The sequence below is a fragment of the Streptomyces aurantiacus JA 4570 genome, assembly GCF_000414115.1.
Classification (GTDB): Bacteria; Actinomycetota; Actinomycetes; order Streptomycetales; family Streptomycetaceae; genus Streptomyces; species Streptomyces aurantiacus_A.
Genome location: NZ_AOPZ01000458.1, coordinates 1 through 19,674 on the forward strand (window position 1 = coordinate 1; position 19,674 = coordinate 19,674).

The window sequence follows — 19,674 nt, forward strand, 5'->3', positions numbered from 1 at the left end:
GGGCGGGACAGGAAAGCCACCTACAGGTACAGGCCCGCGTCGGCCCCGTCCCGGGCGGACGGAACGGCGGTCGGGGACGACCCCCGGCGCAGCGCGTACAGCTCCGCCAGGGTCGCACCCTCCCGGGGCACCCCCTCGGAGGCGCCGAGCCAGCTGACGGACTCCGCGAGGGTGAGAGGACCGACCTCGATCCGGGCGAGACACCGCCCGGGCCGCACGACGGCGGGATGCAACCGCTCCAGGTCCTCGTTGGTGGTGACACCGACGAGGACATTGCGGCCCTGCCCGAGCAACCCGTCGGTGAGGTTGAGCAGGCGCGAGAGCGCCTGACCCGCCGTGTGCTTGGCCTCACCGCGGATCAGCTCGTCGCAGTCCTCGAGGAGCAGCAGCCGCCAGCGGCCCTTCGCCGTGCCGTCGTCCTCCCCGATGGCGATGTCCATCAGATAGCCGACGTCGGTGAACAACCGCTCCGGATCCAGGACGCAGTCCACCTGGCACCAGTCCCGCCACGACCGCGCCAGCGTCCGCAGCGCGGACGTCTTGCCGGTGCCCGGCGGCCCGTGCAGGAGCAGCAGCCGCCCGGAGATGTCCTCCGGACCCGTCTTCATCAGCTTGTCCATGGCGTCGGCCACCGGCGCGGTGTAGTTCTCCCGCACCTCCTCCCACGTACCCGCGGAGATCTGCCGCGACGTACGGTGCGGCCCGCGCCGCGGCGAGACGTACCAGAACCCCATGGTGACGTTCTCCGGCTGCGGTTCGGGTTCGTCCTGCGCCCCGTCCGTGGCCTGTTTGAGGACCTCCTCGGCGAGCTCCGCGGTGGTGGCCGTGACCGTGACGTCCGCGCCGCGGTTCCAGCGGGACACCAGCAGCGTCCACCCGTCGCCCTCGGCGAGCGTGGCGCTGCGGTCGTCGTCGCGGGCGGCCCGCAGCACCGTCGCGCCCGGTGGGAGCAGCGCGGAGCCGGGCTTGACGCGGTCGATGTTGGCGCTGTGCGAGAACGGCTGCTCGCCGGTGGCGAAGCGGCCGAGGAACAGCGCGTCCACGACGTCGGACGGGGAGTCGCTGTCGTCGACGTTGAGCCGGATCGGCAGGGCGTCCTGAGGGTTCGCAGACATGCCGCCATGATCCGTCACGCATGTGCCCTCGTGCACGCGGTTTCCCCAGTGCGCCGTGGCGCGCCACCCCGCCCGGCGACACGACGGCGGTCGAGCGGAACCCCTCCTACCGACGAGGCACGCGGCTACTCTGACCCTTGATGGGACGTCATGAGTGGACCACGGATGCGCGGCGGTGGCGTCTCACCGCCCTCATCGGCGTGGGTCTGACCGCGCTGGCCCTGGTCGTGACCGTCCTCGCCCTGCCCGAGGACGACGGCGGCGGCACGGCGGGCACGACCCCGGACGGCGACAAGGTGCACGGCACCCCCGCGCGCCCGCCCGGCGCGCCCGACCCGCGGGTCGGCTGGGGTTTCACCCACACCCAGTACAGCGCCGACGAGGGCGAGCCCGCGGCCGTCGACCGCGCCGAGGGCCTCCTCAGGGACCAGCCCAGGCCGCTGCCGCAGATCCAGCACATCATGGGCTGGGGCGCGGGCAACCCGGAGCCGGTCAAGGGGCGGTACGACTTCGAGGCGATGGACCAGCGCATGGACTTCATCCGGGCCACCAAGGGCACCCCGGTCGTCACCCTGTGCTGCGCCCCGGACTGGATGAAGGGCGGCAAGTCCGGCTCCGAGAGCACGAACTGGAGCCAGGCCGCCCTGGAGACCGCGCCCCGCCCCGAGCACTTCGACGACTACGCGGCCCTGGCCGCGACCGTCGCCAAGCGCTATCCGGACGTACGGCACTTCATCGTCTGGAACGAGTTCAAGGGCTTCTGGAACAGCGCCGAGGGCCGCTGGGACTACGAGGGCTACACCCGGCTCTACAACCTCGTCCACAACGCCCTGAAGAAGGTGGACGAGAAGATCCAGGTGGGCGGCCCTTATCTCCCCATGGACAGCCTCCACCCGCGCCAGACCGAGAACGCGTCGAAGACCGTCACGGGCCCCTGGGGCCGCCTGGAGCAGCGCGCCCTGGACGCCTTCGACTACTGGAACGAGCACAAGGTGGGCGCCGACTTCGTGGTCGTCGACGGCTCCAGCTACACCGAGGACGACGAACTGCTGCCCGACGAGTTCCGTGCCACCGACAAGCTCACCGCCGTCAGCCGCTGGGTGCGCGAGCGGACCGGCGGCCTGCCGCTGTGGTGGGCCGAGTACTACGTGGAGCCGGGCGACAGCCAGGACAACCGCGACGACTGGTCCGAGCCGCACCGCGTCGCCGTACACGCCTCCGGCCTGATGGCGATGGCCCGCGGCGGCGCGACCAGCGGCTTCTACTGGAACCCGCAGAAGCGCGGCGACAAGCGCGGCGAGAAGTGCGCGGGCTGCCTGTGGAGCTCCACGCAGCTCCCGGACGGCGGCCGCGCACGGCCGATACTGCGCCTGCTGGGCCGCTTCGCCGACGCCTTCCCGCCCGGCACGCAGTACGAGAAGGTGTCCGTCGCCGCCGACGACGTACCGAACGTACGCGTCCTCGCCGACGACAAGACCGTCCTCGTGGTGAACACGCGAGACCGGAAGATCAGCGCGAAGGTCGACGGCAAGCGGTTCGACATGGCCGGGTACGAGGTGAAGTGGCTCACGCGATAAGCCACTTCACCCCACTGCCCTGCTCCGCTTCACCCCAGCGTCCCGTTACGCCATCGTCAGGAACCGCTGGATCAGCGACGCCACGAACACCGCGAGCAGCGGCAGCGAGAACCAGAAGCTGCTCTGCAGCCAGCGCTGCTGCCGGACGCTCGGCGCGGCCGCGACCCGCACGGCCTCGCGCGCCGCGAGGAGCACGATCAGCGCGAGCACCGCCAGGGCGCCCACCACCGTCCACGGCGTCCACGTCACCTTCGGCCCGGGCGGCCCCGGGTCCGCCTTCGGGACCGGGCCGGCCGGCTGCGCGCGCAGGGCGTACAGCGTCGCGTCGGCGTTGGCGTAGACCTTCTTCAGCTCGGGGCGCCGGTCGAGGTTGCGGGTGAGGCGGGTGTCCCAGTTCTCCGGATAGCCGGTGTCCATCTGGAGGTAGACGGTCTGGCTGCGGTTGATCATCAGGTACGAGTTGGGGCCCGCGTCCTTGAGCGCCTTCACCAGGCCGGACACCAGGACCGGGTCGGGCGGCGCGAGCGTGGGCACGTACTCGACCTTCTCGGCGTCCTGCTTGCCCCAGGGGATCGCGGGCGTCACGTTGGTGACGGTGTCGTTGCTCATCCACAGCAGCCGCGCCGTCGGGTCGTCGTGCGCGTACACGTACTCCATCGCGGCGACCTCGCCGGTCCTGACCCGCTCGAAGGGCTCGTTGCCCCAGCGCGCCACCAGGAAGCCGCCGATCAGGACGAGGCCCGCGAGCAGCGCGGCCAGCGGCGCGAGGCTCACCCGGTCGCGGTCGCGCTCCTTGGCGGTGACGCCGGTGCGCGGGAACAGCGCGAGCCCGGCGAGCAGCGCGGCGCCCGGCAGCGCGAACATGAAGACGCGCAGCGCCATCTCGCCGCCGTAGCTCTGCATGCCGAAACCGAGGAACGGCACGAAGGTCAGGACGAGCAGCGACACCTCGCGGTACCTGTGCTCGCGCCGGCGCAGCCAGCCCCAGCAGGCAAGCGCCATCACCGAACCGGCGAGGGCCACGCGCACGTACAGCACGAGCTTGTGCGTCGAACTGCCGCCCTCGATGCGGCCGGAGACCGACGACGACACATTGCCGCCGACCCCGCCCACCCCGCCGAACAGCTCGTCGAAGTGCCCCGACCAGTAGGGCTCCGCGAAGAAGCCCAGCCAGACCGCGACCATGACCCCGCACAGCAGGGGCAGCCCGCGCAACTCGCAGCGGCGCACCAGGACCAGCACCGTCAGGACGCCGAGCATCACGAACGGCGTCAGCTGGTGGGCGGGCACCGTGCCCGCGAACAGGCCCAGGAGGACAAGGAGCAGCACCGCCTGCTGACGGCGGTTCGCGGGCTCCACCTCGGCCTCGCCCGGGCGCCGCTTCGTCCAGATCACGCGCGGCGCGCGGAACCACACGAGCAGGATCGCCACGAACGCGATGTACAGCAGATACGTGAAGCCCTGCGGCGAGAAGTAGTCCTGGCCGACCCAGCCGCTCAGGACGAAGATCCACAGGCCCGCCCACTTGGCCCGCCAGCTCGCCCGCAGGGAGCGGGTGAGCAGCAGCATCGGGGCCAGGTAGAGGAGTTGGATCGCCGTCGGCCACCAGCGGATGACCTCGGTCATGTCCGAGACGCCGCACGCCTTCGCGACGAACGTGGCGGCGGCGAAGAAGCCGGGCCAGCTCCAGCGCGCGTCCAGGTCGGGCACCGCCGTGCCGGTCCGGTCGATGTACTCGATGAAGCCCAGGTGCTGCCAGGCCGTCGCGAACCGCGGCTCCGTCTCGATCACGGCCGGCAGCGCGTGCAGGGACACGACGGTGGCCATCAGGGTCAGCAGGAGCAGCCATCGGTTCGGCCGCTCCAGCCACAGCAGCGACGCGAACACGCCCACGAGGAGCGCGGCCCCGGCGAGGGTGGGCAGCGGCAGCACGGAGACGAGGCCGAGCCCGCCCATCCGGTCGAGGTCGCCCTCGCCGAGCCCGAACACCGGTACCCAGTACAGGCCGAGGGCCGCGATGAGCAGGGCGGTGAGGACGAGGGTCTTGCGGGGGCTCTTGTACGTGCGCGGGGGCGCCGTGGCCGGGGGAGCGGCGGCGGGCGGACCGGCCGCGGGCGGCGTCGCGCCGGCCGAACCGGCGTCCGGGGCAGGCGACTTCGGGCCCGTGACCGGCACGGCGACGACGACCGGGGCCGGGGGCGCCACGGTCGGCCAGGACGCCTTGGCGGGCGGGTCCGCCGTGTCGTCCGCCGCGTCCGCCCCGTCCGGCGCATCCTGAGTGGTCGCACCGGCCGCACCGGCCGCACCACTCGCATCACCCGTGCCAACGAGCTCGGACGCGCACTCAGAGGCGGACGCGGACTCAGAGGCGGACGCAGCCGCGGTCTCGGCCGAGCCGGACCTCTGCTCGCCGGGCTCGGCCACCGCTGTGCTCGGCCCCGACGAGGCGGACCCCGCCGCCTCGTCCACTCCTTCCGCCTCCGGCGCCACCGCGGCGGGCGCCCCGCCGGAAGCCGCGGCAGGCGCCCCGCCAGAAGCCGCCCACGTCGGCCGGTGACCCTGCATGTCGTCCCCCTCGCCCGCCCCCACGGGCCCCCGTGCCGTCGGCCCGGGACGCACGTCCGGGCGGCGTTCCTGATGGTCCAGGTCGATCTGGACCGCCAGTTGCAGTGTGTCGGAGTCGAGGGACTCGCGCAGCGCCCACGCGGGGCCGTGCCGGCGTCCCTCGCCCTTGGTGCCCAGCCGCACGGTCTCCGTGCCCGACACGGGGGTGCGCGACGCGGGCACATCCTTGGTGCCCAGGTCGGCGAGGTCGCCGTCGGGTGCCGCACGGTCGGCGGGCGTCGCCCCGGCCACGCGCGTGATCGCGTACAGCTTGGGCGCCGCGATCGCCACGATCACCGCGAGGCTGCAGACCTCCGCGACCCCCGCCCCGGTCAGCCCCATCCGCGGCAGCAGAATCAGCGTCAGGCCCAGCACGAGCGCGCACAACAGGCCCTGCAGCCAGGCGAGACCGGACGTACGGCTCTGCGCGCGCAGCACCGCGAAGTACGTCTCCATGACGACCCGCAGCGCCGCGCCCACCGCGAACCAGCGCAGCAGCGGGGTCGCCGCGTCCGCATAGCCCTGGCCGAACACGCGCAGGATGTACGGCGCGCCCAGGAAGAGGAAACCGCAGACCGGAAGCATGATCCGCGTCATCCGGCGGAGCGCCGCACGGGTGTTGGCGGCGAGCCGCGCCGGGTCGTGCGCGCCCTCGACGGTGAGCGACGCGCCCATGTTGATGGCGAGCAGGTTCGTGGTGCCGCCGATGGTCGTCGCGATGTAGAAGTAGGCGTTGTCCTCGGAGCTGACCTGCGCGGCCACGATCACCGGAACGAGGTACACGACAGCCAGCGAACACAGGGAACCCGTGTAGTCGCCCGCGAGGAAGCGGCCCAGCTCGCGCAGCGACGGCGGCCGGGCCCTGCCCTCCGTGGCCCGCACATGGCGCGGCACGAGCCGGCGGAACACCAGCCAGCCCAGCGGCACCACCGAGAAGGCGATGGCGGCCACCCAGGACACGAACACCCCGGCCGTGGGAATGGCCGCCGCCATCACGATGAGCAGCCCCAGCTTGACCACCGAGAACACCGTGTTGCCCACCGGCACCCACAGCGCGCTGCGCAGCCCGGTGAGCACGCCGTCCTGGAGCGTCAGGAGCGACCAGGCCACCACCGCCCCGACGAAGCCGATCCCGGCCAGCGGCCCGTGCAGGAAGCGGTACGAGGGCCCCCACAGGTCCAGCGTGAACAGGAAGATCAGCGCCGCGCAGGTGACGACGACCGAACTCCCCGCGTACGTACGGAAGATGAGCTTGCCCGTGTGGCGGCCCGCCACCGGGATGAAGCGGGCGAGCGCGCCCATGAGCGTGACGGCGGTGATGCCCGCGAGGAGCTTCATCGCCGCGATGGCCGCCGAGCCCTGGCCGACCGCCGATTCCGAGTAGTACCGGGCGGCGGCCAGCCAGAATCCGAGGCCGAGCAGCCCGGAGATACCGGTGTTGAGCATGAGCGCGTAGGCGTTGCGGAACAGCGGGTTGCCGCCGCCCTTCCCCGCCTTCGAAAGCCCCATTCTTCGCGGCCTGCCGGACGTGCCGGACGACGGCGCGCCGCCGGTCCCTGCGTCGGTCACAGTGACCTCTGCCTGTGCGGTGGACGTCTCAGACACGGGCAAGAGCTGCCTTCCGGCGGGCTTGTCGGGCTCGGCGAACGATGGCGTATCCCTTACTGAGCACCCGGTCCCTGGCGAAGGACCGGGCGACCGAGCGGCCGAGGAGCAGCCGCTCGAACTCGCTGAGGCCGGTGCAGCGCCGCACCGTCACCCGGCGCAGCGCGTACGGCCCCTGACCCCGCCGCGCGAGGCCGTTGCCCACGGCGAGCGACTGGGCGAACCCGGCACTGCGGACCGCGCACCGCACCCGGCGGCTGGAGTAGCCGTAGGGGTAGGCGAACGACACCGGCGGGGTGCCCAGTTCGTCGGCGAGGATCTCACGGCAGCGCACCAGCTCGAACCAGAGTGCGTCGTCGTCGAGTTGGTCCAGCTGCGGATGGGTGTGGCTGTGTCCCCCGATCTCGGTGCCGGCCGCGGCCAGTTCGCGCACCTGGGCCCAGCCGAGCATGGTGTCGAGGCCGCCGCCGGTGTCGTACTTCCCGGTCAGCCAGCCCGTGGCGACGAACAGGGTGGAGGCGAAACCGTGCCGGGCGAGCGCGGGCAGGGCGTGCCGGTGCACGCCCTCATAGCCGTCGTCGAAAGTGATCAGGACCGGCCGGGTCGGCAGCGGGCGCCCCGGATGACGCCAGTGCCATGCCAGTTGGGCGGTGGTGAGCGGCGTACAGCCGAGCGCGCGCACCACCTCCATCTGGTCCGCGAACGCCTCGGGCGAGACGGACAACTCGTGCGTGGCCTCATTCGGCAGCCGCGCGATCGAGTGGTACATCAAGATCGGTATGCCTCCGGTGCTCATGCCGCGGCCTCCCCACCCGCCGCGCCCCCAGCCTCTCCCGGCCCCGGCGTGGCGCCGGTCACGTCCACGACGGAGAACGTCGCGCCCGCGCGGCGCGCGCGGACGCTCCCGACGACGTACCCACCGGCGGCCGCCAGCACTCCCGTCACGATCGCCCCCGCGCGGCCCGCGCCACCGGGGCGCGCGAGCAGCGCGTCCCGCAGGCCGCGCCCGACGCCGGCGGGCAGCACCCGGGTGGTGTACCGCCGCTCGGACTCAAGTCCCTTCTCCGCGCCCACACTTCGTGACACCAGGGCCTTGGAGACGCCCTCGGCGTACGCGCGGGTGCGGAAGTAGCCGAAGCGCTCCCGGGCCGTCGGCACCCGGTGGTGGATGATCGCGCGGTCGTCGATGAGCAGCACGGCGTCCGGCCGGGCGCGGCCGAGCCGGATGCACAGTTCGGTCTCCTCGCCGCCCAGCGGGAGCTTGTCGCCGTCGCGCCCGATGCCGTTCGCGAAGCCGCCCGCGATCTCGAAGGCGGTGCGCCGGAAGGAGGCGTTGCCGCCCAGGACGTTGCGCACCCGCACCCGGCCCGTCGGATGTCCGCGGTACATGCAGCCGACGACCCAGTCGAACTCCTCGGGGAACCAGGCGGGTCTGCGGCCGGAGGCCCACGCGGGCAGCGTGCGGCCGCCGACGGCGAACACCTCCGGGTCCTCGTACCCCTCGGCGAAGCGGCGCAGCCAGTCCCGCTCGGCGACGGCGTCGTCGTCGAGGAAGGCGATGATCTCGCCGCTGGACTCGGCGATGCCGGTGTTGCGGCCCGCGGACAGGCCGCGGGGGCCCGCGTTCGCGAGCACCCGCACGCCAGGCACTTCCTTGTACTCCTTGGCCAGGCGGTCCAGGAGCGGTGTGTTGTGGTCGACCACGAGCAGGGTCTCGTGGGCCGCGTGGGACTGCGCGCGCACCGAGGCGACCGCCGCGAGGATGTCCTCCCAGCGGTCCTCGGTGTACACGCAGACGACCACCGAGATGGAGATCAAGAAACCTCTCCCCGGTGCTGCGGCAGCGACGCGGTGCGTGAACTCTGCTGCTTCCTGCGCTTGTTGGAGCGTTCGGTGAGGATCACCCTGAGCACCCGGAGACCGTCGCGCACGGCGCTGAGGTTGCTCACGCCGTGGATGCGCAGATACTCGTGGCTCGGGATCTCCTGCACCTTGAGCCCGGCCTTGACGACCCTGATGTTCATCAGGGTCTCCACCTCGAAGCCGGTGCAGTCGAGCTCGATCTTGTCCAGGCAGTGCCGCCAGAACGCGTTGTAGCCGTAGCACAGGTCCGTGTAACGGGCCCCGAACTTGGCGTTGACGACGGAGCACAGGACGTGGTTGCCGAGCTTGCGGATGAAGGTCATGTCGTCGGTGCCGCCGCCGTTGGCGAAGCGGGAGCCCTTGGCGAAGTCCGCGCCGGAGACGAGCGCGGAGACGTAGCTGACGATCTCGTGGCCGTCCGCGGAGCCGTCCGCGTCGACCATCACGATGATGTCGCCGGTGCACGCCTCGAAGCCGGTGATGAGCGCGTCGCCCTTGCCCTTGCCGAGCTGGCGGACGACCTTCACCTCCGGCCACAGTTCACGGGCCACGGCGACCGTGTCGTCGGTGGAGTTTCCGTCCACCAGGACGACTTCATGGATCCATTCCGGCAGTGTCTTGAACACGTACGGAAGATTTTCTGCCTCGTTCATCGCGGGAATCACGACGCTCACCGGTGGCGCGATCGCCAGATGCGTGGAAACCGCCCGGTATTCGTGCTGGCTGGGAATGGCAGGCAATCCCACCTGGCGCACTACTGAACTCACGAGTCTGATCCCTCTCGTCCGGTGGACCGCCCGCCCCCGGGCGGTCCGGTTGTGGATCCGGTTCGAAAGGGGGGATTCTCAATCGGTCATGGCGGAATGGATCTCCGGGCATGCCGATCGAGCTGGCATAACTGCGCGGCACGTGACCCGGCAGAAACTCGATCACCGGACACGGGCACCCCCCTACCGCGCCCCGCGCCGAACCATCGCGGCCTTGAGCCCTCCCCTAGACCGACTGTCGATGAACCGATGCGGGTGGATGTACGACGGTATTGATGCTTGCGACCGTATGGCAAGACCCGGAACGGGGTCTCACGTTTTCGGATATTTGACCGTCCATACCGGACACCGTGAGGGTGTCCGATTCGCTGTTCCCTGGCGTTCTTTTGACGTTCTCCGGCGCCGTTCCTTGGCGTTTACTGTGCGCTTCCTACTCTTTCCGGTGCCCGACTCTGATCTTTCCCAGGCGCTTGAGCAGGCGATCTGCAGGACCGAACAATTCCGGTCGGCCTACGACGGTGTTGCGCAACGCCCGGACCGGCGCCCGGTGCGCACGATGGCCGATAGCCATCGGGTGGCGCAGCGCCACCCACCCCTCGGACACGGTGATTTCGCGTGTCTTCAGGGAATCCTTGTACCGTTTCTGGCCACGCCCGAGATCGAGATGCGCGATGCCGTCGGCGGCGCTCGCCTCCGCCATGCGCAGATGCAGCAGCAGTCCCGGTGAGTAGCGCGCGAAATCGGGGTCGTACGCCGGGAACCAGCTCACGAGCACGCGCTCGCTGCGCAGACCGAAGTGCGCGGCGATCGGCGCGCCCCCGGCGTACAGCACCGAGAGTACGCCCGCGAAGGTGTCGGTGCGGGTGTGGAAGAGCTGGTCCACGAGCCGGGTGATCCAGTCGTGCGCGAAGCGGTCGCTGCGGCCGGTCCTGCGGTACTGCGCGGACTTCCAGCCCATCAGCGTGCGCAGCGCCTCGGGGTCGCGCTCGTCGTGCACATAGCGGATCCCGCCGTGGTCGCGGGTGAGCCGGCGGGCCTTGGCGAGCGTGGAGCGGAGGAACTTGGGGGAGCGGGCCCGCACCTGGCCGAGGTACGCCTCGTACCCCTGGTCGAGATCCATGACCGGGGACGGGAAGGAGCCGGACGCGCCGGTCTCGAAGGGGCCCTGGCCGGTCGCGAGGTGGTCGAACTCCCACATCACGAGCCCGCAGTCGCGCAGGAGGCGGCGCGCGTCCCAGGCGAAGCCGGGGCGGTGCACCAGGCCCTGGCAGTCGGAGATGCCCAGGCCGACGGCCCGGCCGACGCCGGATCTGGATCTCTGGAACGCGAAGTACGCGGCGGGCTCGCCCTCCTCGCGGGCGACGGCCACCCGCACGTTGTTGCGCACCTTCGCCATGGCGAGGGTGAACTCCGGTGCGAGGAAGGGGTTGCAGAGGTGGGGCGAGCCGTTCAGGTGAGCCTTGGACTGCATGGCGGCCCAGGCCACCCGGTCGGCGGCGGTGAGCTCGCCCGGGCGGTACACGGTGATCTCCACGTCATCAAGTCCGTCTACTCGGGGCGCGGTGGCGCAGCCGCCGCGCCAGTGCCGACAGGAAGACGAGCGCGCTGACCCCGCCGATCGCCGCGACACCGCCGCGGACCGACCACACGTGCAGGGCCAGCATGGCCTGGGCGACGATCAGGTCGAGCACGAGCGCCCCGCCGGCACAGGCCACGGCCCGGCTCCACCCGTCGAGCCCCCGCAGCCAGTGGGAGAGGGCGAAGCCGGGGGCGGCGAGGAGGAAGAAGAGCACGAAGGGGGCGCGCAGGGGCGAGGCGAGGTCGAGCAGCGCGAAGGCCGCCCCCACGCATCCGGCGGCCACGGCCGCGCCCGCGAGCAGCGGTGTCAGGTCCGCGGACGCGACGGCGCGCGGGCCTCTGCCAGGGTCCTGCCCGGGCCGTCCCGCCCCGGATGACGCTGACTTGGTGCTGATGGTCTGCATGGGCGACTTTGCCCCCTGAAGCGCCGGATGCCGGGCTTCAATGTGGCCCAGTCCGAGGCAATCGTCAAGATGCGGAGGGTCTGTGGAGATGTTCGTTGTCGGACTGTCGTCCGATCAGTGAACTCTCCGGGTGGGCAAAGGAATTACTGAAGAATTGATTGACATGCACACTATCGACGACGTGTGTTGCGTGCTACCACTGTCGAGGCAGAAATCCTGCTAAGGGAGGTTCCATGAGATTGTCCCGATTCACGGCATACGCTTCCTCGCTCCTCCTCGCCGCCGCCTGCACCCTCACCGGGGTCACCGCGGCCCACGCGGATTCCGGCAACGACCAGGCCGCGGCCCCCGCCTATGTGGCGCTCGGCGACTCCTACTCCTCCGGCCTCGGCGCCGGCAACTACGACAGCGGCAGCGGCGACTGCAAACGCAGCACCCGCGCCTACCCGGCGCTGTGGGCGGCCGCCAACTCGCCCGCCAGCTTCAGCTTCACGGCGTGTTCCGGCGCGCGCACCGGTGACGTCGTCGCCAACCAGCTGGGGCCCCTCAACTCCGGCACCGGCCTTGTGTCCCTCTCCGTCGGCGGCAACGACGCGGGCTTCGCCGACGTCATGACGACCTGCGTCCTGCAGTCCGAGTCGAGCTGCGTCGCACGCGTCAACCAGGCCAAGGCGTACGTCGATTCGACGCTGCCCGGCCAGCTCGACCGCGTCTACTCGGCGATCAAGGGCAAGGCGCCGTCCGCCCGCGTGGTGGTGCTCGGCTATCCGCGCTTCTACAAGCTGGGAGGCAGCTGCCTGGCCGGTCTGACCGAGGGCGAGCGCCGCGCGATCAACGGTGCCGCCGACCACCTCAACACCGCCACCGCCAAGCGCGCGGCCGACCACGGCTTCACCTTCGGCGACGTCACGACCACCTTCTCCGGGCACGAGATCTGCTCCGGCGACTCATGGCTGCACAGTGTGAACTGGGGCAACATCGGCGAGTCGTACCACCCGACCGCCGCGGGACAGTCCGGCGGCTACCTCCCGGTCCTCCGCGGAGCCGCCTCCTGACGCGACATCAGGGTTCGTAGGTCGAGGAGGAGCCCCCGCCGGTCGTGGGCTCCTCCTCTTCGCACGTCACCGAGTAACCGACCGCGTGGGACGTGATGTTGGCGGGGGAGCGGACCTCGACGTGGATGCTGTTGCGGTGTGTTCCCGGATCCGTCCAGGACGGCACCTCGACGTGATTGACCTGCCTGGTCTTCCCGCCGCCCGACGGGAACGAGAGCGTCTTCCAGCCCGGGTCGCTCGACTCGCCCTCGGCGGTGACCCAGCGGTACCGCACGTCCACCGGCACGCGCCCCACGGTGAAGGTCGCCGTGAACGACGGCGCCTCGGCGGGCGGCGGCGGGCACGGGCCGCTGTACGAGCCGCGGTGGGCCGAGACGGAGACGCGCACGGACTGCGCCGGGGTGGTGGTGCCGCCGTTCCCGCCGCCGCCGGTGGACCCGCCGTCGGTCGAACCGCCCTTGCCGCCGGTGCCGTTGTTGTCGCCACCCCCGTTGCCGGATCCGCCGTTTCCGCCGCCCGTGTCGCCGGACCCGCCGTCGCTCCCGCCGCCCCCGCCGTCGCCGGTGGCGTCTCCGCCGGTGCTCCCGCCGTTGCCGCTGCCGCCGCCCGGCCGGGCGGTGTCGTCCCCGCCGCCGCTGCTGCCGCCTCCGCCTCCGCCGTCGTTCACCAGGGCGTACGTGATGCCGCCGATGGCCAGGGCCAGGGCGGTGAGGCCCGCGAGGAGGACGGCGGTCGCGCGGCGCGAGCGGGCCGGGGACGCGACGGTCGTGGTGGTGCCGGGCCGCGGGGTGCCGCCGGTCCCCGCGCCCGCCGCGAAACCCGCGGGCGGCGGAGGCGGGGGCGCGGGGTCGGGGTGCGGGTAGGCGGTGATGGTCGGCTGATTCAGGAACGACGCCTCCGCGCGCGGCGCCTGGCCCTCCGCGACCAGCCGCAGATCGCGCTCGGTGTCCGCGGCGGGCGAGCGCTCCGCCGGGTCCTTGCGGAGCAGCCCTCCGATGACCGGAGCCAGCGGCCCCGCGCGGCGCGGCGGCGGCAGTTCCTCGTCGACGACGGCGCGCAGCGTGCTCAGCGGCGTGTCCTGCCGGAACGGCGAGACGCCCTCCACGGCCGCGTACAGCAGCACGCCCAGCGACCAGAGATCCGACTCCGGCCCCGGGGTCCGCCCCAACGCGCGCTCCGGGGCGAGGAATTCGGGCGAGCCGACGACCTCCCCGGTCATGGTGAGCGCCGAGCTGCCCTCCACCATCGCGATCCCGAAGTCGGTGAGGACCACCCGGCCGTCATTGGACAGCAGTACGTTGCCGGGCTTGACGTCGCGGTGCAGCACGCCCGCGTCGTGGGCGGCGCGCAGGGCGCCCAGAACCTCGGCGCCGATGTGCGCGGCGCGCTGCGGCGTCATCGGCCCCTCGGCCTCCAGGACGTCCGCCAGGGCCAGGCCGCGCACCAGCTCCATCACGATCCAGGGCCGGCCCTCTTCCATGGCGACGTCGTACACCGTCACGACATTGCGGTGCGGGATACGGGCGGCGGCCCATGCCTCGCGCTCAAGTCGGGCGTAGAGCCGGTCGACGTCGCTCGCGTGCAGGCCCGCGGGCGCGCGCACCTCCTTCACGGCGACCTCACGGCCCAGGACGTCGTCACGGGCCCGCCACACGGTGCCCATGCCGCCCTCACCGAGCGGTGCGAGGAGGCGGTAGCGCCCCGCGATCACTCGTGCTTCGCCGGTCACGAGCCCCCCATTCGCAGGCGTGCGATTCTCCACAAAAGTAGCTCAACCGAGCGCGGTTGCAGCCCCCTTGAACACCAATCCGCACCTGCGGGCGAACACCGCGCACGGAACCCGGAGGCGCTCCTCCGGCACCGATCCGGCCCGGGGTCTCGCACCGGATCCCCGGCACGTCCAGAATTGGGCGCCCGGAGGACGGGGGAGCAGGAGAAGGAGGGGCCGGGAAGCATGGAGGCGGACGAACTGCTGCCGCTGGTGGCCCGCGGTGACCAGAAGGCGTTCGAGGACCTGTACGGACTGGTGTCCGGGCCCGTGTACGGACTCGTCCGCAGAGTCCTGCGCGACCGCGCCCAGTCGGAGGAGGTCGCCCAGGAGGTCCTCCTCGAACTGTGGCGCACCGCCGCCCGCTTCGACCCGGCACGCGGCACCGCCCTGGCCTGGATCCTGACCCTGGCCCACCGCAGAGCCGTCGACCGGGTGCGCGGCGCCCGCGCGGCCGGCGAACGGGAGCGGCACGCGGTCGGCGAACGGGAGCGGCGCGCGGCCGAGCGCGCCGGGCCGCCCGCGTCCGACCAGGCCGCCGAGGAGCCCGAGGAGCCCGAGGAGCCCGAGGAGGCCGAGGGCGGCCCGGAGCGCGAGTGGGTGCGCCGCTGCCTGGAGCGCCTCACCGACCTCCAGCACCAGGCCGTGACCCTCGCCTACTACGACGGCTACACCTACCGCGAGGTGGCCCGGCGCCTCTCCTTGCCCCTCGGTACCGTCAAGACCCGCATGCGGGACGGCCTGACGCGGCTGCGCGACTGTCCGGGCGCCGCCGCATGAGACACACGGGCATCCGCCTGTTCGACCGCGTCCGGGAGTACGCGGGCGGCCTGCGCATCGGCCGTACCCCGCACTCCCTCGCCGTGCCGTACGCCCTCGACGCCCTCGACCCGGACGAGACACGGCGCTTCGAGCGGCACCTGGAGACCTGCCCGCGCTGCACCGACGAGGTGCGCGCGCTCGCCGCCGACACCGTGCGCCTGGCGCGCGCCGCCTCCGTACCGGCGCCCCCGGACCTGCGGGAGCGGATCCTGACGGCCGTCCGCGCCACCGAACAGGAGGCGCCGGAGCCCGTGCCGGACGCGGGGGCGCGGAACGCCCGGGGCACTCCTGCCCGTGCCCGTGTTCTCGTCGCGCTCACCGCGTCCGCCGCCGCGCTCGCCCTCGTCGCGGCCGGATTCCTCGCCTTCGCCCTGGTCCGTACCGATGACCGCCTCGACGAGGAGCGCGCAATGGCACGTGAGATCGCCCACGTCCTGGCCGCGCCGGACGCCCGCGCCGCCGACGCGCGGGGCGTCCGCGGGTGCGGCCTGGGGGTCGTCGCCTCGCGCTCCCTGCGACAGGCCGTGGTGACCGCCACCGGCCTGGAGGGGCCGCCCGGCGGCCGGGCGCACCAGCTCTGGGAGCTGCGCGCCGGGGCGGCGCCCCGCTCGCTCGGCCTTCTCGACGGCGAAACACCGGTCGTCGCGGACGATCTCGGCGCGCGTGCCGGATCACTCGCTGTGACCGTCGAACCCGCGCGCGGCTCGGGGCGCCCCACCACCGCGCCGGTTGTCCAACTCACCCTGGAATCAGTTGGATTCGGAGAGTAATCGTCAACCTCCTTGCGGGGAAGGTGAATCCTGCGACCGGGATACACGAGTGTCATGGTGGGGCGATAGGGTTAACCTGCCCTGGGCCGGGTGCCCTCGTACGGGTGGGGAGTGACATGGAACAGATAACGGTGCGCAGCAGGGCGAGGGTCCCTGCGATCACTTGTGGGAGCGGCGCGAGCAGTTCGCGTCTCGACCGTCATCTCTCGGTGCTGGGCGGTCCCGCCGTCCCGCAGCGCGAGTCGGCCGAGGCGACGCTGCTGATGCGCGAGCTCACCTCGCGTGGCACCGCGCACGACCGCGGTAGCGGCAGGCGTGCCCGGGTCCGCCGGGTCTCGCTGTTCGCGCCGCTGCGCAGGTTGCGCCGCTCGCTCTTCGGCAGTCACTGACCGGGCGCGGGCGCCCCTCGCCTCGGCCGGTGGCGTCCGTCGCACGGCGGTTCTTTTCCGCCCCCGCCCTTCCGGGGCAGGGGCCACCCCCCCTCACTTCCCGGGCGGCAATCGCCCGCCCGCTCCCGGCAGCGGGGCCTTCTCCCGGCCACCCCGCACCGCCGGTGACTCCCACGCTCGGGCGCGCAGGCCAACCACGCGGACCGGGCTCCCGGCGCCCCTGGTGATCACCGCCCACCGCGCGCGAAACGCCGGACGGCGAGCGGCACGCACACCACGAGCAGCGCGAGCGACCACGCGAGCGACCCGGCCACAGGATGCGCCACCGGCCAGGCGGCGTCCGCCGGCACCGGCGCGTTGCCGAACAGATCCCGCACCGCCGTCGCCACCGCGCTGATCGGATTCCACTCGGCGACCGTGCGCAGCCAGCCGGAAAGACCCTCGGTGGGCAGATAGGCACTGGAGAGCAGCGGCAGCACGAACGTGGCGCTGCCGAGCTGCCCCGCCGCCTCCTCGCTCCCCGAGGCGAGCCCGAGCAGGATCCCGACCCAGGTCGTCGCGAACCGGAAGAGCAGCAACAGTCCGACGGCGCCCAGGGCCCCGAGCGCCCCGCCCTCGACGCGCCACCCCATGGCGAGGCCCACGAGCAGCAGCGGGACGAGCCCGACGGCGGTGGTCAGCAGATCGGCCGCGGCCTGCCCGAGCGGCACCGCGGCCCGGCTCATGGGCAGCGTACGGAAACGGTCCATGACGCCCCGGTGGGAGTCCTGCGCGGCGGTGAACATCCCCGTCATGATCCCGTTCGCGGCGGTGGCGACGAGCATGCCCGGCACGAGGAACGTCCGGTACTCCGCGCCGGGCATGGCGAGCGCGCTGCCGAAGACGTACCCGAAGAAGAGCAGGAAGACGATCGGCATCGTCTGCGTCATGACGAGGATCGCGGGGGCGTGCCGGACGCGCTGCAGGTGCCGGCCGAGGACGGCGGCGCCGTCGTGGAGGATGACGTTCACGCGATGCTCTCCTCGGAGCCGTCGGGCAGTTCGGTCGGCAGGTCGGCGTCGCCGCCCGTCAGACGCAGGAACACCTCGTCCAGCGTCGGCGGCCGCAGGCTCGCGTCGACGACAGGGACACCGCGGGCGTCCAGCTCGCGTACGACGCGCGGCAGGGTCAGGGCCGGGTCCGTGCCGCTGACCGTCACCCGGCGGCGCCCGGCGTCCAGGACGGGCCGTGCGCCCGCGAGACGGTCGAGCACCGCCGCCGCGTCGCCGAGGGCCGCGTCCTCGCCGACGACCACGTCCACATAGCCGCCGAGTCCGGCCTTGAGCTCGGCGGGCGTGCCCACGTGCGTGGCGCGGCCCGCGTCGATCAGCACGACCGAGTCGGCCAACTGGTCGGCCTCCTCCAGGTACTGGGTGGTGAGCAGCACCGTCGTCCCCTCGTCGGCCAGCGCCCGCACCGCCTCCCAGATGCCGTTCCGGCTGTGCGGGTCGAGCCCGGTCGTCGGCTCGTCCAGGAACAGCACGCGGGGCCGCTTCAGGAGGCTCGCGGCGAGGTCGAGCCGGCGCCGCATCCCGCCCGAGTACGTCCGGGCGGGCCGCTCCGCCGCGTCCGTCAGCTCGAAGCGTTCGAGCAGTTCGTCGGCCCGCGCGCGCGGCACCCGCAGCAGCCGCGCGAACAGCCGCAGGTTCTCCCGGCCCGTCAGGTCCCCGTCGACCGAGGCGTACTGCCCGGTGACGCCGATGTGGCGGCGCACGGAACCGGGGTCGCGCACGACGTCGTGGCCCGCGACCCGCGCCACGCCCGCGTCCGGCGCCACCAGCGTGGTGAGCACCCGCACCGCGGTCGTCTTGCCCGCGCCGTTGCGGCCGAGCAGCCCGCACACCGTGCCCTCGGGCACGGCGAGATGAAGGCCGCGCAGCGCGTGGACGGGGCCGTAGCGCTTCTCCAGACCCTCACTAAGTACAGCGTACGTAGAAGTCATGGCGGCACGCTACCTCACTACGTACGCTGTACGTAACTAGGATGATGGGCAGGGCCGACGACACGGCGGAAACCGACGACACGGCAGGAAGTGACCACGGCATGGCAGGCCGAGCGGCCGAACCTCAGGTGATCTGGGCGCGACCCGAGCGCACCGGCCGCGGGCCGCGGCCCGCCCACAGCAGGGCCGACATCGCGGCCGCGGCCGTGCGCATCGCGGACGCGGACGGCGTGGACGCGGTGTCCATGCGCAGGGTCGCGGCCGAACTCGGCTGCGGCACGATGTCGCTGTACAACTACGTGCCGCGCAAGGAGGACCTGTACGAGCTGATGGTCGACGCCGTCAGCGGCGAGTACGACCTCTCCGGCGAGGCATCCCCCGATGACTCCGACGGTTCGGACGGCTCCGACGGTGACTGGCGGGCGCGGATGCTCGCGCTGGCCCGGCAGACGCGGGCGATCATGCACCGGCACCCGTGGCTGGCCCGCGTCATGTCGTCGGTCCACGGCTTCAGCCCCAACGCCCTGCGCTATCTGGAGCACTGCCTGGCGGTCCTGGAGCCGCTGGACGCCCCGCACGGCACGAAGCTGGAACTCGTCGCCGCGGTGAACGGCGCGGTCATGACGAGCGTCGCCAACGAACTGGCCGTCGCCGAACGCAGCCGCTCACTGCCGTGGTCCCAGGAGCAGGAACAGGCCGCGCGCGGCGCCTACCTGGCCCAGCAGATGGCGGGCGGCGCCTATCCGCGGCTCGCGCGCGTCCTCGCCGACACGGGCGCGCCGGCCGACGCGGACGAGGTGTTCGAGCGGATGATGCGGCGGGTGCTCGGCGCGTTCGGCCAGCCGGTCGCGTGCTCCGCCTCGGCCCCGGACAGGCCCTAGAGCAGGGCGAACTGGCCCTCCGGGCCCTCCTCGTGGTGGTCGAGCACCGACGCCGGACGCCGGGCCCGCTCCGGCACCGGGAGGACCCCGGCCGCCCGTAGCTCCACGGCGGTGATCAGGCCGTCGTCGGCCCCCACGGAGAACGGCGGCTCCTCCGCGAGGAGCGCCAACACCGTGATCAGCTCAAGGAGTTCGGAGGTCCACGCCTGGGGCCAGGCGGCCGGGCGGATGGCCTCCAGGGTTCCTGGTTCGGGGGCCGTGACCCGCCGTTCGAACCACAGCTCCAGCACCCGCACCCCGCTCACCCGGAAGTCCCAGGCCCCCGCGGGCACCGGCGAGACGACCCCGCCCCCGTCCCCGCCCACGAGGAGGGCCTCCTCGTCGGGGGCGTAGGCGAGTTCGGCGGGCCGCGCGGGCAGCGGCGCCCGCACATAGGGTCGCCGCCCGCCCGGCAGCCTGGGCCGCTCGCCGCCCGCCCCGCGCAGGTGCAGCCAC

The 19,674-nt window shown here is 72.6% G+C and carries 17 protein-coding genes; 6 read left to right on the forward strand and 11 right to left on the reverse strand.

The annotated features are described in order from the left end of the window. Positions 1-20: 20 nt before the first annotated feature. Positions 21-1,115 (reverse strand): DUF5925 domain-containing protein, encoded by a 1,095-nt coding sequence (locus tag STRAU_RS34485; RefSeq protein ID WP_016645050.1) that lies wholly within the window; start codon positions 1,113-1,115, stop codon positions 21-23. 140 nt (positions 1,116-1,255) lie between these two features. Between STRAU_RS34485 and STRAU_RS34490 the strand changes: the two genes are divergently transcribed. After that, positions 1,256-2,692 carry a GH39 family glycosyl hydrolase gene (locus STRAU_RS34490; RefSeq protein WP_016645051.1) on the forward strand — a complete coding sequence of 479 codons (1,437 nt, stop codon included), beginning with the start codon at positions 1,256-1,258 and terminating at the stop codon, positions 2,690-2,692. Between the two features lie 45 nt (positions 2,693-2,737). Here the strand turns inward: STRAU_RS34490 and STRAU_RS34495 are convergent, their stop codons facing one another. The 6 genes from STRAU_RS34495 to STRAU_RS34520 all read right to left on the reverse strand — a co-directional run bounded on the left by STRAU_RS34495 (position 2,738) and on the right by STRAU_RS34520 (position 11,513). Next, positions 2,738-6,805 carry a lipopolysaccharide biosynthesis protein gene (locus STRAU_RS34495; protein WP_016645052.1) on the reverse strand — a complete coding sequence of 1,356 codons (4,068 nt, stop codon included), beginning with the start codon at positions 6,803-6,805 and terminating at the stop codon, positions 2,738-2,740. A gap of 88 nt (positions 6,806-6,893) precedes the next feature. Next, positions 6,894-7,697 carry a polysaccharide deacetylase family protein gene (locus STRAU_RS34500; protein ID WP_016645053.1) on the reverse strand — a complete coding sequence of 268 codons (804 nt, stop codon included), beginning with the start codon at positions 7,695-7,697 and terminating at the stop codon, positions 6,894-6,896. Then, positions 7,694-8,719 (reverse strand): glycosyltransferase family 2 protein, encoded by a 1,026-nt coding sequence (locus STRAU_RS34505; protein ID WP_016645054.1) that lies wholly within the window; start codon positions 8,717-8,719, stop codon positions 7,694-7,696. The genes STRAU_RS34500 and STRAU_RS34505 overlap by 4 nt, the downstream gene beginning before the upstream one ends. Continuing rightward, positions 8,716-9,531: a glycosyltransferase family 2 protein gene (locus STRAU_RS34510; protein WP_037663840.1), complete on the reverse strand. Its 816-nt coding sequence runs from the start codon at positions 9,529-9,531 to the stop codon at positions 8,716-8,718. Before STRAU_RS34510 ends, STRAU_RS34505 begins: the two co-directional genes overlap by 4 nt. Before the next feature lie 430 nt (positions 9,532-9,961). Continuing rightward, complete coding sequence (locus STRAU_RS34515; RefSeq protein WP_016645056.1) at positions 9,962-11,065, reverse strand: GNAT family N-acetyltransferase; 1,104 nt, start codon at positions 11,063-11,065, stop codon at positions 9,962-9,964. A 4-nt stretch (positions 11,066-11,069) separates the two neighbouring features. Beyond that, positions 11,070-11,513 carry a hypothetical protein gene (locus tag STRAU_RS34520; protein ID WP_016645057.1) on the reverse strand — a complete coding sequence of 148 codons (444 nt, stop codon included), beginning with the start codon at positions 11,511-11,513 and terminating at the stop codon, positions 11,070-11,072. 233 nt (positions 11,514-11,746) lie between these two features. On the opposite strand from STRAU_RS34520, the gene STRAU_RS34525 reads away from it, so the two are divergent. Continuing rightward, positions 11,747-12,568, forward strand: coding sequence for an SGNH/GDSL hydrolase family protein (locus STRAU_RS34525; RefSeq protein WP_037663842.1), 822 nt, complete (start codon positions 11,747-11,749; stop codon positions 12,566-12,568). 7 nt (positions 12,569-12,575) lie between these two features. On the opposite strand, the gene STRAU_RS34530 is transcribed toward STRAU_RS34525, so the two are convergent. After that, on the reverse strand, positions 12,576-14,231 hold the full coding sequence (locus tag STRAU_RS34530) for a serine/threonine-protein kinase (protein ID WP_078621702.1): 1,656 nt from the start codon (positions 14,229-14,231) through the stop codon (positions 12,576-12,578). A gap of 243 nt (positions 14,232-14,474) precedes the next feature. Between STRAU_RS34530 and sigK the strand changes: the two genes are divergently transcribed. The 3 genes from sigK to STRAU_RS34545 all read left to right on the forward strand — a co-directional run bounded on the left by sigK (position 14,475) and on the right by STRAU_RS34545 (position 16,317). Further along, a complete protein-coding gene (gene sigK / locus STRAU_RS34535; protein ID WP_259300067.1) occupies positions 14,475-15,116 on the forward strand; it encodes an ECF RNA polymerase sigma factor SigK in 642 nt (213 codons plus the stop codon). Continuing rightward, positions 15,113-15,928, forward strand: a complete 816-nt coding sequence (locus tag STRAU_RS34540) for an anti-sigma factor (protein ID WP_016645061.1) — start codon at positions 15,113-15,115, stop codon at positions 15,926-15,928. The genes sigK and STRAU_RS34540 overlap by 4 nt, the downstream gene beginning before the upstream one ends. Positions 15,929-16,044: 116 nt before the next feature. After that, positions 16,045-16,317, forward strand: coding sequence for a hypothetical protein (locus tag STRAU_RS34545; RefSeq protein WP_037663848.1), 273 nt, complete (start codon positions 16,045-16,047; stop codon positions 16,315-16,317). Positions 16,318-16,544: 227 nt separating this feature from the next. Here the strand turns inward: STRAU_RS34545 and STRAU_RS34550 are convergent, their stop codons facing one another. Together STRAU_RS34550 and STRAU_RS34555 are read right to left on the reverse strand one after the other, a co-directional pair. Continuing rightward, positions 16,545-17,327 (reverse strand): ABC transporter permease, encoded by a 783-nt coding sequence (locus STRAU_RS34550; protein ID WP_016645063.1) that lies wholly within the window; start codon positions 17,325-17,327, stop codon positions 16,545-16,547. Next, entirely contained in the window at positions 17,324-18,298 is a 975-nt protein-coding gene (locus STRAU_RS34555; protein ID WP_016645064.1) for a daunorubicin resistance protein DrrA family ABC transporter ATP-binding protein, read from the reverse strand. Before STRAU_RS34555 ends, STRAU_RS34550 begins: the two co-directional genes overlap by 4 nt. Before the next feature lie 101 nt (positions 18,299-18,399). Between STRAU_RS34555 and STRAU_RS34560 the strand changes: the two genes are divergently transcribed. Further along, the gene (locus STRAU_RS34560) at positions 18,400-19,179 is read left to right on the forward strand and encodes a TetR/AcrR family transcriptional regulator C-terminal domain-containing protein (RefSeq protein ID WP_037663850.1); all 780 of its coding nucleotides are present in this window, start codon (positions 18,400-18,402) and stop codon (positions 19,177-19,179) included. Here STRAU_RS34560 and STRAU_RS34565 read toward each other — a convergent pair. Continuing rightward, a partial coding sequence (locus STRAU_RS34565; RefSeq protein ID WP_037663856.1) for a type ISP restriction/modification enzyme occupies positions 19,176-19,674 on the reverse strand: 499 nt, incomplete at its 5' end. The genes STRAU_RS34560 and STRAU_RS34565 overlap by 4 nt on opposite strands.